We start from the raw sequence: 15,808 nt of genomic DNA, 5'->3' as shown, positions 1-15,808 counted from the left end.
CTCCCAGACCGACCTGAGCGGCTGCGGATCCTTCTCGACCACGCCTCCGGCCGCCTCAGCTGCCCGAGAGTGCCCGCTGCGCGTCGACCAGGCCGTAGCCGTCCAGGGCGGTGTAGCCGGACCCGAGGTCGTTGACGATCCTGCCGGTGATCTTCTTGCCGTCGGTGCGCTTGGCGACGAAGGTCATCCCCTTGGGCTGCGCCACCCCGGAGGGCAGCCTCGTGGCGCCGCCGAGCTCGTCGGCGCCGTTGCCGTCCCGCGAGGTGCCGAGGCCGGAGACGGCAAGGTCGCGATCGACGCCGAACCGGACGACCTGGCCCTTCTTGAGCCCGCGGCTGAAGTCGATCTCGACGTGCCTGTACTGGCCCTTGGACGTCCCGGCCGGCAGCGAGTACTTCGCCGAGATGGTCTTGGTGGAGACGCCGCCCGACGTGGGGCCGACCTTGAACGGAAAGCCCTCGTTGGTGAACGGCGGCCGGCGGTCGAACCTGCGGGGGTCGAAGACGACGCCCGCGGACCGGGCCGAGCTGCTGGTCCCCAGCGCCGTCGGGCTGGCGGTCTCGCCGTAGAAGCGGATCCAGCGCAGCGGCACCTTGCCGGTGTAGGAGGCCCGGAAGAAGCGGGTGTCGTACATCGCGCTGGCCACCAGGTCGGCCTCGCTGCCCTGCGGCCCGGACGCGGCGACGGTCAGCCCGCTGACCGTGCCCGAGGAGTAGTTCGGGTCGAGGTCGTGGGCGAAGGTCGACGTCTGCAGCCGGCTCCGCATCGCGGCTGGGCTGATCGAGCCAGGTCCGCCGGCCTTCTGCAGCGCCAGCGCAGCAATCGCGGCGGCGTGTGGGGCGGCGGCGCTGGTGCCGAAGAAGTTCGGCCGGCTATCGGCGTCCCGCTTGGTGTCGGAGCCGAAGAACGTGGTGTTCCCACCGTCCGCACTCGCGATCTGGGGCACCTTGCGGCGCTGCAGGGTCGGGTAGCGGTTACCGGCCGAGTCGAAGAAGATGGCCAGGTTGCCGCCCGGTGAGGTGTAGAACTCGGGCAGGTACGGCTTGAACGGGTCGTACGCCGCGACCGCCGTCGCTCCCTTCGCGTCGGGATGGCCGAAGATGGCCGGGGCGAGCGGGTTGGCGTACTCGTTGACGAAGGCGTTGCCGAAGAGCACGGTCCGCAGCCGGGTGGCCCCGACCGGACCCTTGCCGGCACGGGAGATGACCATCTGCACATCGGTGGTCTCGTCGAGGCCGGCCAGGTCGGCGATCTCGCTCGGCCGTCCGGTGGCGGTGTTGAGGTCGGCCGCCGAGCCGAAGAAGTTGCCGTCCGCGTCGAAGAAGAGCGCGTTGTAGTCGGTGGTGATCTTGGACGGCGACGTCTGGGGCCGTACGTCCACGGTGACGGGACCGGTGGCGCCGTCGTAGCCGGAGACGGTGATCGTGTAGGCGCCCTTCTGCGTCAGCGTGGTCGCGAGCACCTCCGGAGACGTCCCCGTGTCGACCGTGCCGAGCTCGGCGCCGTTGGGTGCGGTGACCGACAGGATCAGGTCCTTGCTGCCGGAGGGGACGGCGTCGGTACGGAAGGCCACCGTCTTGCCGCGCTGAGCGGAGGTCGGGGTGAAGGAGAAGGTCGCGTCCTGGTCGTCGGTGACGGCGCCGGAGGCCGTGAAGTACGGAGCCCCGTAGCTGGCGCCGTCGACGTCGATCGGGTCGTCCCACTGCAGGTCGACCGTCCCGCCGTCGGCACCGACCCGGAGGGTCTGCGCCACGTCGACGCCGCTGCCTGGCTTCATGTCCTGCAGCCCGCCGGTGTAGAGCGCGGGGTCGACGTCGGAGAAGTCGAGGTTGGTGCCCTTCAGTCCCGTCTTGAGCGAGACCAGGTGGGTACGGGAGTACCAGGCCTGCTGTTCCCCGCTGTTGCCGGCGGCGCTGAAGTAGTGGGCGCCGTCGGCGGCCACGTCGTCGATGGCGTCGGTGAGGACCGAGTCGGAGTACATCGGCTCGTCGAGGTAGGTGATGTCGTCGACGATGACGTCGGCACCGCAGGCGCCCGACTTGTCCGCCAGCCGACGGATGTTCTCCGCGAAGCCGACGATGCCGGTGTAGGCGGTGGCGAAGCAGAGCTTGGCGGCCGGAGCGACGTCGTGCGCGATCTGCAGCATCCCGCGGCCCTCGTCGGTGCCGGCACCCTGGTCCACGGGCTGGTCCTGGAGCACCACGACGGGCTGGGAGTTCTGGGGGTTGCCGACGCCGGGCAGGTCGCCGGAGGCGACGTCGTCTCGGGCGTGGATGCTCAGCGGGTCGCCCTCGACCGTCTGGGTGGCGGTGTCGTAGGAGTCCGACAGGGCACCGATCGTGACGCCCGCGCCGGTGGCGCCGGCCGCCTGCACCTTGTCCACGTTCTGCAACGCAACCCCCTGGGAGGTCGCGTCGCCGACGTGCACCTGCGGCTTGACGGCCTGGGCCAGGCTGCCGGTGCCGGACAGTGCCGCCAGCGCCTGGACGGCGTCCAGCGCGATGTAGCCCTCGAGGGTGCCGCGGCGGGCGTCGACCGCCTGGACCTGCAGGCCCAGCGTCTCGGCTCGCCGGCGGTAGTCGGCCCGGTCGACCCCGGCCTGGGGCGTGAGGTCGACGAGCACCCGGCCCTCGGCGTCGCGGATGGTCAGCGACTCGCTGTCGATCCGTGGCCCGCTGGACACCCGCCGGCTCTGAGCTCTGGAGGACTGCTGCACCAGCCGGCCGAGACCGTTGCCCAGGGCACGGTCGACACTCTTGCTCGTCGTCGGACCCAACGGCGCCGCCTTCACCTGCGTCGCCGGCAGGACAACCGTCATCCCCACCGCGATGGCGATGACCAGCGTGCCTGTCGTCCAGCGTCGAGACCGCCCTGTCGTCCAGCGTTGAGACCGCATGCCCACGTCCCCTTCGTGTCGTCGGGACCTGTCTGAGCCCTCCGGGGACCCTAGTACGGTCCGAAGCCCAAACCGAACTGTTCCGGTCACGTTTGGGTGTCAGCCGCAGCGGGCAGAGTGGGGCGGGTGAGCGACCCCGACGTGCTGCTGGTCCTCGGGCTCTCCTGGTCCGAGCGCCAGGCCGCGCTGCGGGTGAGCGCCCCGCCGACGGGTGCCGTCCACCGGCTGCCGCTGCTCGGTTGCCGGCTCGGGTTCACCACCGTCGCCCCCGGCCCGTACTGCACCGGGTGGCACGACCTCGACCCGGTCCACGGGGGCTGGCGTCCCTGCCGGGCGCAGCGGCTGGCCACCACGTCGGGCCAGTGTGCCGACTGCGCGCTCCTCGACCAGTTCCGCTTCGTCCACCAGGGCCACCTCGGCGGCTATGTGCCGGCGGCGCTCGAGCACGTGCTCACGGCTCCTCATCGGCTCTACCTCGCCACGTTCGCCGACGGCTTCACCAAGGTCGGGACCTCGGTCGAGCACCGCCGGACGGCCCGGATCGACGAGCAGGGCGCGGTCATCGCCGACTACGTCGCCGCTGCCGTCGACGGTCGTCTCGTCCGCGAGGCCGAAGACCTGGTCACCGCCGAGCTGGACGTGCCGCAACACCGTCGGCGCGCCGCGAAGGTCGCCGCCCTGGCCCACCCGGCGCCCCGGGCCCGGGTCGTGGAGCGGCACGCCGAGACGGTCGCCCAGGTCGCCGCCCTGCTCGACCGAGCCGGCTTCGGTCCCGGTCTGGTGCCGCTGCAGGAGCGCTGGGCACCACCGGCGGCGATGGGTGCGCTGGCCGCCGAGCCGCCGTCGGGCAGCTGGCTGGACTATCCGCACGACCTCCGGGTCGGCGCGCACGGGCTCGACGTCGAGGCCTGTGCCGGGCCGGCCGTGCTGGCCCGGACCGGTCCGGACGTGGGCGCCGGGACCCTCCGCTACCTGGTCGACCTCGGTCGGCTCACGGGGGCCCGGATCGTGCTGGGCGACGTCACCTCACCCGAGGCGGAGGTGCAGGAGACCTTGTTCTGAGGCCCCGCGCGATTGCCGTCGGACGTGCGAGACTCCCCGCCGGGCGTCACCGCGGCGCGCACGTCGTCAGCCGAGGAGAGAACACCATGGCGTTTTGGTCCCGCCGTCCCAAGCAGGCGCCCACCGCTGAGCCCACCGTTGCCGTGGCCGACTGGGCGTCGGTGACCACGGCCGAGCACCAGCAGTTCTTCATCGACGAAGGAATGCTGGAGCCGCTGCTGCTGCTGCCGGCGACGTACGGGGGCACCGAGCTGCCGATGAACGTCGTCCACGTGCCGCGAGGACTGGTCGCCCTCCGCGAGCAGACCGTGCTGTCCATGGTCGACCGGATGATCAGCGACGGCACGGCCAACACGTACACCACGGACGTGGAGTACCGGGGCGACAGCCTCGTGCCCTCGGCGCTGCACATCCACGTCACCCACTCCGGCGGCGAGGGCGGTGGCTTCCACCCCACCCTCACCATCTGGTGAGGGCGGGTGCCTCGACCGGCAGCTAGACCTCAGCTAGACCTGGGCCTTGCCCTCACCGAGGGTCCGACGCCAGCCGCGCCCGGGGTCGAGCACGACCGACAGGATGATCATGCCGATGCCGAGGACGAGGTGCAGGACGTTGTCGGCGTCGTCGAACGGGACGAAGTTCGCCGCCGACTGGTACTCCACGACGATGCCGTAGAGGAACAGCGCCAGATAGACCAGTCCGCCGTAGAGCAGGAAGTTGCGCGCGCGGAGCGGGCTCCGGGAGAAGAGCAGGCCGAGCACCCCGAAAGCCAGGTGCACCAGGTTGTGCAGCACGGACACCTGGAAGATGCCGAAGAGCTGGGCCCCGGACATGTGCGAGGCGAACGCCAGCTGCGCATAGCCCGTGGTCACGCCGGGCACGAAACCGAGTACCCCTACGAGCAGGAAGACGAAGCCGACCAGCGCGGCACCGACTTGGATCGGACTCCGGCCGCGGTCGGCGGGCGCTCGGGTGGCGGTCCTCTTGGCGATGGGCACGACGGTCCCTTCTGCGGTTCGGGGGGCTGCAGATGCGGTTCGACCCACCTTGACGACACAGGCTACTCCTGTGAGAGTACTCCCGTGTCTTCGATCCGGCTGTTCATCCTCGACGCGCTCGCGCGTCACGGTGAAGGGCACGGTCACCAGCTCCGGTTGCTGGCCGAGCAGGAGCACGTGCACCTGTGGACCGACATCTCCGTCGGCGCGCTGTACGGCGCGATCAAGCGGTTGGCGGCCGACGGACTGGTCGTCGAGGTGCGCACCGAACGCGAGGGTTCCTATCCCCCGCGCCAGGTGTACGGCCTGACCGAGGCAGGCCGAGCGTCGCTGGCCGAGCTGCGGCGGGGCATGGCCGAGCAGGTGGTGTTCAAGCCGGACCCGTTCGACCTGGCCCTCAGTCGACCCGATCCTGACCGCCTCGACCAGCTGGGCGAGGCCGTCGCCGCCCGCCTCCAGACGCTGGAGGCCCTGCACGTGGAGACCCAGAGCGCCCACGAGCGCGCCCGTCCCTACCTGAGCACCGGCGAGGCCCATGCGCTCCGGCACCGCGAGCAACGGCTACGCGCCGAGATCAGCTGGCACACCGAACTGTTGTCCGACGTACCTGCCGTCATCGCCGACGAGCGGGCCCGCGCCCTCATCCCGCAGTCACTGCCGACGGCCACCCTCTCGAAGGAGTCCAGCCATGACTGACCAGACCCGGACGCTGACGGGCGGCGCCCCAGCCACGGGAGCCACCGCGGCCGGCCCGCCTGCGTTCGTGATCCCCCGCCGGTCCTGGCAGGTCCTGTTCGTGCTGCTCGCCGGCATGAGCATCGCCCTGCTGGACACCACGATCGTCAACGTCGCCCTGCCGACCATCCGTACCAGCCTCGACGCGTCGGAGTCGACGCTGTCCTGGATCATCTCCGGCTACGCGCTGGCCTTCGGTCTCGCCTTGATCCCGGCGGGCCGCCTCGGTGACCGGCTGGGCCACAAGTGGGTGTTCTTCGCCGGGATCGCCCTGTTCACCCTGGCCAGCGCGGCCTGCGGATTCGCCCAGTCCGACACCCAGCTCGTCGTCTTCCGCGTCGTCCAGGGGCTGGCCGGCGGCATCTTCGTGCCGGCCGTCACCGCCTTCATCCAGCTGCTCTTCCCCGGCCCCGTCCGCGGCAAGGCGTTCGCGATCATGGGCGCGGTCATCGGCGTCTCGTCCGCGCTCGGCCCGATCGTCGGCGGCCTGATCATCCAGGCGTTCGGCGACACGAGCGGCTGGCGCCTGGTGTTCGGCGTCAACCTGCCGATCGGCGTGGCCACCCTGGTCGCGGCCGCGGTGCTGCTGCCGGGCCGGCACGAGGGCGCCGACCAGGCTCCCGCCGGTATCGACTGGACCGGTCTGCTGCTGCTGAGCGCCGGCCTCGTCGGGCTGCTGGTGCCGCTGATCGAGGGTCAGGAGAAGGGCTGGCCGCTCTGGACCTACCTGACCATCGCGGCCGGCGTCGTGCTGCTGGTCCTCTTCGCCCTCTGGGAGGTCTCCTACTCCCGGCGCGGCCGGAGTCCGCTGGTCCCGCCGCGGCTGTTCCAGCACCCGGCCTTCACCGGTGGCGTGGTGCTGGCGCTGGTCTACTTCGCCGCGTTCACCAGCATCTTCTTCACCATCTCGCTGCTGTGGCAGAGCGGGCTCGGCCACACCGCGCTGCAGTCCGGCGTCGTCTCCATCCCCTTCGCGATCGGCAGCATCGTCGCGTCCTCGCAGAGCAACCGGCTCAGCCGCAAGCTCGGCCGCAACGTGCTGGTGATCGGGACGGTGCTCGTCGTCGTCGGCCTGGCCTGGATGTGGCTGCTGCTGACCCAGACCGACGCGGCGAACCTGACCCACTGGGACCTGCTGGTGCCGCTCCTGCTGGCCGGTCTGGGCAACGGCGCGTTCATCGCGCCGAACGCAGACTTCATCATCGCCACCGTCGACCGGCCCGACGCCGGCGCGGCGAGCGGTGTGGTCTCGACCATGCAGCGGGTCGGCAGCGCCGTCGGCATCGCGATCATCGGCAGCGTGCTCTTCGGCTCGTTGACCGTCCGCGGGCCGGGGCCGGACGCCTTGGCCACGGGCTTCATCGACGCCGCGGCCGACGCGATGGCGGTCAGCACCGCCTTCGCCGTGGCCGCCCTGCTGCTGGTCTTCGCCCTGCCCAAGCGCACCTCGGCCGGCGGCCCGCAGCCCCGGCGCGCCAAGTAGGGCTGGCCCGACGGCGGGTCGGGTGAGGATCGCCGGGTGGAGTTCCGGCCGCTGACCGACGAGGACGTCGCCGCTCCGCCGGCGTGGCTGGCCGCCGAGGCGGACCTGCGTCCGGACCGGTGGCGCGACGACTGCACCCGAGCGATCGTCGGTCTGGAGGGCGGCGTACCGGTCGCCGTCGGCCGGATCTTTCCCAGCCGGGTACACACGAGCCGCTTCTGGACCGAGATCGTCGTCGACCCGGGGCGGCGACGCCAGGGAGTCGGCACCGACGTCGCCGCCGAGCTGGCCCGCCTGCGGCCCGACGACCGGCCGATGTGCGCCCGCGGCTCCCTCTCCTCGGCGGCGGTGCTGTTCGCCCGCAGCCTCGGAGCTCGGCCGTACCAGACCTGTCCGCCCGAGCAGGTCCGCACCTCGAGCGCCGCGAGCCTGGCGGCTCAGGGAGGTGTCGTCGTGGTCGCGGGCGCTGACGTCACCCTTGAGGAGCTGCGGCGTGCGTGGACCGACACGTACGCCTGGGCGCACGAGACGTGGTCTCCGGTGGCCGACGGCTTTGAGGAGCCACTGCTCGCCGGCTTTGACGCCGACCTCGACCGCACGCATACCCGGGTCGTCGCCGACCCGGCGATCCGGGCGGCCGCCTTCGTCTTCCGCGACCAGCCGCACCCGGTCCTCGTCGCCGAGTGCCGGAGCCGCCACCAACCGGACGGCCTCGGTCTGCTCCGGGCCTGCGTCCGTGCCAGCCTGCTCTCACTCGCAGCCGACGGCACGGAGGAAGTCATCTTCGACGGCCACGACACCGACCCGCACTTCCGGCCGCTGCTGGACGAGCTGCCGGCCACCGGCGAACCGTTCGTGCTGCTCGAGTGGGGCCTGACCGCGACTGTCGGTCCCCGGCGGTCGCCCTGAGAATCGACCCCCAGACACCCCAATTCGCCCGATCCGAGCCCCGCGAGCCCGTCTCGGGGTCGATTCCCAGGGCCGTAGGTTGATGACCACCATGGACACCTACGCGGCGCCTCTCCCGCCGGCTCAGGTCGGCACGACCAGCCTGCACTGGCGCGGCGGCGAACCGGTGGAGGCGGCGTTCGACGAGCGGGACGCGGACGGGTACGCCGACCTGCGCAGCTACGCCACCATCGGGGATGGCCGGACCATCGGGCTGGTCGCCCGGGATGGCCGGATCGACTGGCTGCCCATCCCCGACCTGAGCAGCGCGGCCGCGTTCGGGGCGCTGCTCGACGCCGGCCGAGGCGGCTACGTCAGCCTCAGCCCGACGACCCCGTTCCGGGTCAGCCGCCGCTACCACGAGGGCACCAACGTGCTCGAGACCACGTTCACCACCGCGACCGGGGTGGCCCGGGTCACCGACTCGTTGAACACCGGCGTGGCCGGCCGGCTGCCGTGGGCCGAGCTGGGCCGGCGGATCGACGGGATCGCCGGCGAGGTCGAGCTGCGCGGCGCGGTCGTGCCCGGCACCTGCTTCAACACGGCGTCGCCGTGGGTGCACAGCACGGCGCACGGCCAGGTGCTGCGGCTCGACGGGCTCACGCTGGCGGTCCGGACGCTGAACGACGAGCGGGTCGAGATGGGTGAGCGCGACGTCGTGGTCCACTACCGGACCGCCGAGGGGTCCCGGCACCTGCTCGGCCTGGTCGGCACCGAACGCGAGGCGCTCTATCTCCCGCGACCGGAGGAGATCGACACCGGCATCGACCGGACGGTGGCCAACTGGCAGACCTGGAGCGACACGTTCGCCTGGGACGGACCCTGGTCCGAGGCGGTCGAGCGCAGCGCGCTGATGCTCAAGCAGCTGATCTACGCCCCGACCGGGGCGCTGGCCGCCGCGGCCACGGTCGCCCTGCCGGAGTCCCTCGCCGGCGGCAAGAACTGGGACTACCGCTTTGCCTGGATCCGCGACGTCGCCTACAGCCTGACGGCACTGTTCCGCTTCGGCGTCCGCGAGGAGACCCACGCCGCGATCAGCTGGCTGCTCGCCACCATGCGGCGTCACGCCGACGAGCCGCAGGTCCTCTACACCCTGTCCGGCACGCTCGCGGCCGACGACCCGAAGGACCAGGACGTCCCCGGCTGGCGCGGGATCGGGCCGGTGGTGACCGGGAACGGCGCCCGTGACCAGCTGCAGCTGGGCGTCTTTGGCGACGTGTTCAGCATCGTCGCGCTCTACGTCGACAACGGCAACGTCCTCGACGACGAGACAGGCCGGCTGCTCACGGCGCTGGCCGACCGGGCGTGCGACCGCTGGCGTAGCCCGGACGCCGGCATGTGGGAGCTGCACGAGCCGCGGCACTACGTCACCTCCAAGCTCGGCTGCTGGCAGGCCCTGAGCCAGGCCGTCCACCTGGCCGAGATCGGGCAGGTGCCCGGGTCGGCGGACCGGTGGCGCGGGGAGGCGGCGGCGATCCGCGCCTGGGTGGACGAGCACGGCTGGTCCGAGGAGCTCGGCGCCTACGTCTGGTACCCCGGCAGCGACCAGGTCGACGCCTCGATCCTGCTGCACGCGATCAGCGGCTTCGACCGGGGCGAGAAGATGTCGCGGACGATCGACGTGCTGCGCCGCGAGCTGGGCTCGGGGCCGCACCTCTACCGCTACTCCGGTGTCGCCACGGAAGAGGGGGTCTTCCTCGCCTGCTCCTACTGGATGGTGTCGGCGCTGCAGCTGGTGGGTCGCGGCGAGGAGGCCCGCGCACTGATGGACGAGCTGATGGCCGCGCCCAACGACGTCGGGCTGCTGGCCGAGATGATCGACCCGGACTCCGGTGCCTTTCTCGGCAACCTGCCCCAGGCCCTCAGCCACCTCGCGTTGCTGAACGCGGCGATCTCCGTGCACACCGATGACCGGTGACCAGCGCCACCGGGCGCCCGTGACCGCGACGGCGCTGCCCCGACCTCGGCTGCAGCGGCTGCGGGCGGGCGCCTGGCGGCTGGTGGTCCTGACCCTCGGCGCCTGCTTCCGACACCGGGTGACTGGTCTGGCCGCCGAGGCCGCGTTCTTCACGATCCTGTCCCTCCCGCCGCTGATCTTTGGCTTGGTCGGCGCCACCGGCTTCGTCGCGCGGACCTTCGACGTGCGCACGGTGGCGAGCTTCCGCGACCAGATCCTGGCCCTGGCCGCCCGGGTGCTGACCCGTGACGCGGTCTCGACCGTGATCCAGCCAACCCTCGACGACGTGCTGTCCGGCGGCCGCTTCTCGGTGATCTCGATCGGGTTCCTGCTCGCGCTCTGGTCCGGCTCGCGCGCGCTCAACGTCTTCGTCGACACCATCACGATCATGTACGGCCTCGCCGGCCGACGCAGCATGGTCAAGACCCGCGCGCTGTCGTTCGGCCTGTACGTCGTCTTCCTGGTGGTGAGCACGGTCGCGATCCCGCTGGTCCTCGCCGGTCCCGGCCTGGTCGACCAGCTGCTGCCCCGCGGGCTCGATGCGCTCGGTGCGCTCTACTGGCCGGTGGTGCTGCTCAGCTCCGTCATCTTCCTGGTCGCCCTCTACCACCTGGCCACACCCGTGCGCACCCGGTGGCGGGCCGACCTGCCGGGAGCCGCGCTGACCCTGGTTTTCTGGGTCGCCGGCAGCGTGGTGCTGCGGCTGGTGCTGAGCGCCAGCTCGGGGTCGAGCACGATCTATGGCCCGCTGGCCGCTCCCATCGCCGTCCTGGTGTGGCTGTACCTCATCTCCATCGCCGTGCTGGTGGGGGCTGCGTTCAACGCCGCTCTCGACCAAGTGTGGCCGCGGCTCTCCGGCATCGAGCACCCCGACCGTGCGGCGGCCGACGAGCCGTCGGTGACCCCGAGTACGGGGCGCGTGCACCGCGGTCGATGGTGGCGAGCCCGCCCCCCGCGCTCAGCGTCTCGAGATTCGGACACGGTTCTCAAGGAATGAGATCTGGATTTGATCACGGCGGACGGTCGGACGACGCTGGTCAGGTGTCCACCGCTTCGGAGTCCGTGCGCGTCCGCCCGTCCGGGCTGACCGAGCGGCGCTACCTGGACCTGGGTCACACCGCGTCGATGATGTGTCGTCGTCCCTGCTGCTGAACCCCCACACCGCGGCGGCCGGCTCGACAGCGAGCCAGAGCTGACCCGCGCGCACCTCGACGAAGGACACCATGACCGCCCAGACCACTCCCCAGCCCGCCGCCCGTCCGACGGCCGCGCCGCGGCCGAAGACCCGGCGCACCAAGGGTGAGGGTCAGTGGGCGCTCGGTTACCGCGAGCCGCTGAACGCCAACGAGCAGGCCAAGAAGGACGACCCGGCTCTGAACGTCCGGGCCCGGATCGAGAACATCTACGCGCACCGTGGTTTTGACTCCATCGATCCCAGCGACCTGCGAAACAGGTTCCGCTGGTGGGGCCTCTACACCCAGCGCAAGCCCGGCATCGACGGCGGCAAGACCGCGACGCTGGAGCCGTACGAGCTCGACGACAAGTACTTCATGCTGCGGGTCAGGATCGACGGCGGCGCGCTGACCACCGAGCAGCTGCGGGTGATCGGCCAGATCTCGGTCGACTTCGCCCGCGGCACCGCCGACGTGACCGACCGGCAGAACGTGCAGCTGCACTGGATCCGGGTCGAGGACGTGCCCGAGATCTGGCGCCGGCTCGAGGCCGTCGGGCTCAGCACCACCGAGGCGTGCGGCGACTGTCCGCGGGTGATCCTCGGCTCGCCCGTGGCCGGCATCGCGGCGGACGAGATCATCGACCCGACCCCGGCCATCCGCGACATCGCCGAGCGCTACATCGGCGACCCTCAGTTCGCGAACCTGCCACGCAAGTTCAAGACCGCCATCACCGGCGTGCCCAGCCAGGACGTCGTGCCCGAGGTCAACGACATCGCCTTCGTCGGCGTGGTGCACCCCGAGCACGGGCCCGGCTTCGACCTCTGGGTCGGCGGCGGCCTGTCGACCAACCCGATGCTGGCCGTGCGGCTCAGCGCCTGGGTGCCACGCGAGGAGGTGGCCGACGTGTGGGCCGGGGTCTGCGGGTTGTTCCGCGACTACGGCTACCGCCGACTGCGCACCAAGGCCCGGATCAAGTTCCTGGTCGCGGACTGGGGGCCGGAGAAGTTCCGTCAGGTCCTCGAGACCGAGTACCTGCACCGCACCCTGGTCGACGGGCCGGCACCCGCCGTCCCCACCGTCAGCGGCGACCACGTGGGCGTCCACCAGCAGCAGGACGGCCGCTGGTTCGTCGGGCTGGCCACCGCCGCGGGGCGGACGAACGGCGCCAACCTGGTCCGGCTCGCCGAGATCGCCGAGGCGCACGGGTCCAGCCGGATCCGCACCACCCCGATGCAGAAGCTGCTCGTGCTCGACCTGGAGGAGTCTCAGCTGGACTCGTTGCAAGCCGCCTGCGAGGAGATCGGTCTGTCCGCCCGTCCGGACGGCTGGCGCCGGTCAGTGATGGCCTGTACCGGGATCGAGTTCTGCAAGCTGGCCATCGTCGAGACCAAGGCACGCGCGGTCCGGCTGGTCGAGGACCTCGAGACCCGGCTCGGCGCGCTCGACTCCCCCATCACCGTGCACCTCAACGGCTGCCCGAACTCCTGCGCGCGGATCCAGGTGGCCGACATCGGGCTCAAGGGCCAGCTCGTGCCCGGCCCGGACGGTCGCCAGGTCGAAGGCTTCCAGGTCCACCTCGGCGGCGGACTCGGGCTCGACGCCGGATTCGGCCGCAAGCTGCGTGGCCACAAGGTCACCGCCGACGAGCTGGCCGACTACGTGGAGCGGTTGGCCAAGGCCTTCGTCGCCGAGCGCAGCGAGGGCGAGCGCTTCGCCCAGTGGGTGGCCCGCGCCGACGAGTCGGTGCTGGTGTGACCACCGTCGCTTCGCGACCGGCTGCTTCGCAGCCAACAGGCGAGGAAAGCGCAAGCGCTCACGACTCATCGATTCCGTCGAACCAGGCTCCTCCTTCGTCGGAGCGGTCCGACGGTCGGACTGCGTCCGAGAGTGGGAGGTCGGGTCCGAGCGAGATCACGCGCCAGGCGGTCATGCATTGTCCTTATTGCGCGGAGGAGACACTGTTCCCGCGGGAGCAGGGCTGGGAATGCCGCAGCTGCCTCCGGGCGTTCTCGGTGACGTTCCATGGCCTGATCTCGGGTCGGGGCACCGACCAGGAGGCTCCCGTGAGCAAGGCGACACCGTGAGCACCACCCTTGACCTGGCTGACGTCGCGGCCGAGGCCGGCCGCGTGCTCGAGGGCGCGAGTGCGTTGGCGATCATGACCTGGGCGTACGAGCAGTTCGGCACCGGGCTGGTCGTGACCTCCTCGATGGCCGACACCGTGATGGTGTCGCTGGCCGAGCGGGTCGCCCCGGGGATCGACGTCGTCTTCCTCGACACGGGCTACCACTTCGTCGAGACGATCGGCACCCGCGACGCCGTGGCTGCGGTCCACAACGTCAACGTGATCAACGTGACCGCCGACCAGACTCCTCGCCAGCAGGACGCGACGTGGGGCAAGGATCTGTTTGCCCGCAACCCCGACCAGTGCTGCGCGTTGCGCAAGGTCGCCCCGCTGAGCAGGGCCCTGGAGCCGTACGCGGCCTGGGCCACGGGTCTGCGCCGGGCCGACTCCGCGGCGCGGGCCCAGACCCCGGTCGTCTCCTGGGACGCGCGCCGGCAGATCATCAAGGTCGCCCCGATCGCCAGCTGGAGCGACGCGGACGTCGCCGACTACATCGAGCGGCACAGCCTGATGGTCAACCCGCTGCTCGACGACGGATACACCTCCATCGGCTGCGAACCGTGCACCCGGCGCAGCACCGGCGACGACCCGCGCGCCGGACGCTGGGCCGGCCTGGCCAAGACCGAGTGCGGGATCCACCTGTGAGCACCACGACCGGCACGGACGCCGACGTCGCCGACGTCGGCGTCAAGACCTCGACCGGCGCCACACTCTGGTTCACCGGCCTTCCGTCGGCCGGCAAGTCGACCGTCGCGCACGCCCTCGCCGAGCGGCTGCGCGCCGACGGCCGTCGCGTCCAGGTCCTGGACGGCGACGAGGTCCGTCCGCACCTGTCCGCCGGTCTCGGTTTCAGCCGGGCCGACCGTGACATCAACGTCGCCAGGATCGGCTGGGTGGCGCGGCTGCTCGCCTCGCACGGCGTCATCGTGCTGGTGCCGGTGATCGCCCCGTACGCCGAGGCCCGCGCGGTCGTCCGCGCCGACCACGTCGCGGCCGGGGTGCCGTTCGCTGAGGTCTACGTCTCCACCTCCCTCGCCGTCGCCGAGGACCGCGACGTCAAGGGCCTGTACGCCCGGGCTCGCGCCGGTGAGATCAGCGGCCTGACCGGCGTCGACGACCCGTACGAAGCACCGCGCGACGCCGAGCTGGTGCTGGACACGGCGACGGTCGACCTCGACACCGCCGTCGAGCGGGCCGGCGCCCTGCTGTCGCACCTCCAGGAGAACCAGCCATGACCGAACCGTCCCTGGCGCCCGACGTGCTGCGCCCGCTGAGCGAGCTGCAGGCGTTGGAGTCGGAGTCGATCCACATCTTCCGCGAGGTCGCCGCGACCTTCCGGACCCCGGTGATGCTGTTCTCCGGCGGTAAGGACTCGGTGGTGATGCTGCACCTGGCGGCCAAGGCCTTCTGGCCCGCACCGATCCCGTTCTCGTTGCTGCACGTCGACACGGGCCACAACTTCGACGAGGTGCTGGAGTACCGCGACCAGGCCACCGCCTTCTACGGTGCGGCGCTGCAGGTGGCCTCGGTCCAGGACTACCTCGACGACGGCCGGCTGCGGGAGCGGCCGGACGGCCAGCGCAACCCGCTGCAGACCGTGCCGCTGCTCGACGCCATCACCTCCGGCAAGCACGACGCCGTCTTCGGCGGCGGTCGCCGCGACGAGGAGCGGGCCCGGGCCAAGGAGCGCGTCTACTCGATGCGCGACGAGTTCGGCCAGTGGGACCCGCGCAACCAGCGGCCCGAGCTGTGGTCGCTCTACAACGGCCGGCACCTGCCCGGCGAGCACGTCCGGGTCTTCCCGCTGTCGAACTGGACCGAGCTCGACGTCTGGGACTACATCGAGGCCGAGAAGATCGCGCTGCCGACGATCTACTACGCCCACGAGCGCGAGGTCATGCTGCGCGACGGGATGTGGATCGCGGTCACGCCCGTGACGCCCGCCGGTGACGCCGACACCGTGGAGCGGCGGTCGGTGCGCTACCGGACGGTCGGCGACATGTCCTGCACCGCAGCCGTGCTGTCGGAGGCGACCACGGTGGCCGACGTGATCACCGAGGTCGGGCTGAGCTCGTTGACCGAACGGGGCGCCACCCGGGCCGACGACCGGCTGACCGAGGCCGCCATGGAAGACCGCAAGCGAGAGGGCTACTTCTGATGAGCGTCCCAGGCCTGCAGACCCGACCGCGCGCCGGCCGCTGGGTCACCCCCGGCGGTACCGGCCGACGCACCCTGCTGCGGCTCGCCACAGCCGGCTCGGTGGACGACGGCAAGTCCACCCTGGTGGGTCGGCTGCTTTTCGACACCGACTCCGTCCTGACCGACACCCTCGACCACGTCGAGCAGGTCAGCCGGCGCAAGGGTCTGGCCTCGGCCGACCTCGCGCTGCTCACCGACGGCCTGCGCGCCGAGCGCGAGCAGGGCATCAC

14 protein-coding genes are annotated in these 15,808 nt (G+C 71.5%); 12 read left to right on the top strand and 2 right to left on the bottom strand.

The window, feature by feature from the left end; genetic code table 11:
- Window positions 1-55: 55 nt before the first annotated feature.
- Window positions 56-2,818, bottom strand: a complete 2,763-nt coding sequence (locus ACFE76_RS15285; RefSeq protein WP_375432627.1) for a S8 family serine peptidase — start codon at window positions 2,816-2,818, stop codon at window positions 56-58.
- Between the two features lie 204 nt (window positions 2,819-3,022).
- Here ACFE76_RS15285 and ACFE76_RS15280 point away from each other — a divergent pair, with 204 nt between their 5' ends.
- Both ACFE76_RS15280 and ACFE76_RS15275 read left to right on the top strand, forming a co-directional pair.
- Window positions 3,023-3,958 carry a hypothetical protein gene (locus tag ACFE76_RS15280; protein ID WP_375432626.1) on the top strand — a complete coding sequence of 312 codons (936 nt, stop codon included), beginning with the start codon at window positions 3,023-3,025 and terminating at the stop codon, window positions 3,956-3,958.
- Between the two features lie 86 nt (window positions 3,959-4,044).
- Window positions 4,045-4,431 carry a hypothetical protein gene (locus ACFE76_RS15275; protein WP_375432625.1) on the top strand — a complete coding sequence of 129 codons (387 nt, stop codon included), beginning with the start codon at window positions 4,045-4,047 and terminating at the stop codon, window positions 4,429-4,431.
- Between the two features lie 33 nt (window positions 4,432-4,464).
- Here the strand turns inward: ACFE76_RS15275 and ACFE76_RS15270 are convergent, their stop codons facing one another.
- Entirely contained in the window at window positions 4,465-4,956 is a 492-nt protein-coding gene (locus ACFE76_RS15270) for a DUF4383 domain-containing protein (RefSeq protein WP_375432624.1), read from the bottom strand.
- Between the two features lie 84 nt (window positions 4,957-5,040).
- On the opposite strand from ACFE76_RS15270, the gene ACFE76_RS15265 reads away from it, so the two are divergent.
- The 10 genes from ACFE76_RS15265 to ACFE76_RS15220 all read left to right on the top strand — a co-directional run.
- A complete protein-coding gene (locus ACFE76_RS15265; RefSeq protein ID WP_375432623.1) occupies window positions 5,041-5,652 on the top strand; it encodes a PadR family transcriptional regulator in 612 nt (203 codons plus the stop codon).
- On the top strand, window positions 5,645-7,174 hold the full coding sequence (locus ACFE76_RS15260) for an MFS transporter (protein WP_375432622.1): 1,530 nt from the start codon (window positions 5,645-5,647) through the stop codon (window positions 7,172-7,174). Before ACFE76_RS15265 ends, ACFE76_RS15260 begins: the two co-directional genes overlap by 8 nt.
- A gap of 36 nt (window positions 7,175-7,210) precedes the next feature.
- Window positions 7,211-8,083 carry a GNAT family N-acetyltransferase gene (locus ACFE76_RS15255; protein ID WP_375432621.1) on the top strand — a complete coding sequence of 291 codons (873 nt, stop codon included), beginning with the start codon at window positions 7,211-7,213 and terminating at the stop codon, window positions 8,081-8,083.
- A gap of 82 nt (window positions 8,084-8,165) precedes the next feature.
- On the top strand, window positions 8,166-10,040 hold the full coding sequence (locus ACFE76_RS15250) for a glycoside hydrolase family 15 protein (protein ID WP_375432620.1): 1,875 nt from the start codon (window positions 8,166-8,168) through the stop codon (window positions 10,038-10,040).
- A complete protein-coding gene (locus ACFE76_RS15245) occupies window positions 10,030-11,076 on the top strand; it encodes a YihY/virulence factor BrkB family protein (RefSeq protein ID WP_375432619.1) in 1,047 nt (348 codons plus the stop codon). The genes ACFE76_RS15250 and ACFE76_RS15245 overlap by 11 nt, the downstream gene beginning before the upstream one ends.
- A gap of 226 nt (window positions 11,077-11,302) precedes the next feature.
- Entirely contained in the window at window positions 11,303-13,009 is a 1,707-nt protein-coding gene (locus tag ACFE76_RS15240; RefSeq protein WP_375432618.1) for a nitrite/sulfite reductase, read from the top strand.
- Window positions 13,010-13,334: 325 nt separating this feature from the next.
- A complete protein-coding gene (locus tag ACFE76_RS15235; protein WP_375432617.1) occupies window positions 13,335-14,024 on the top strand; it encodes a phosphoadenylyl-sulfate reductase in 690 nt (229 codons plus the stop codon).
- A complete protein-coding gene (gene cysC / locus ACFE76_RS15230; RefSeq protein WP_375432616.1) occupies window positions 14,021-14,614 on the top strand; it encodes an adenylyl-sulfate kinase in 594 nt (197 codons plus the stop codon). The genes ACFE76_RS15235 and cysC overlap by 4 nt, the downstream gene beginning before the upstream one ends.
- Window positions 14,611-15,537 carry a sulfate adenylyltransferase subunit CysD gene (gene cysD, locus ACFE76_RS15225; protein WP_375432615.1) on the top strand — a complete coding sequence of 309 codons (927 nt, stop codon included), beginning with the start codon at window positions 14,611-14,613 and terminating at the stop codon, window positions 15,535-15,537. Before cysC ends, cysD begins: the two co-directional genes overlap by 4 nt.
- Window positions 15,537-15,808: GTP-binding protein (locus ACFE76_RS15220; protein ID WP_375432614.1), on the top strand; the 272-nt coding region annotated here is incomplete at its 3' end. The genes cysD and ACFE76_RS15220, both read left to right, overlap by 1 nt.

It is taken from the genome of uncultured Friedmanniella sp., from assembly GCF_964244005.1.
Taxonomy (GTDB): domain Bacteria; phylum Actinomycetota; class Actinomycetes; order Propionibacteriales; family Propionibacteriaceae; genus Microlunatus.
This window is presented reverse-complemented; position numbering and strand designations above follow the sequence as displayed.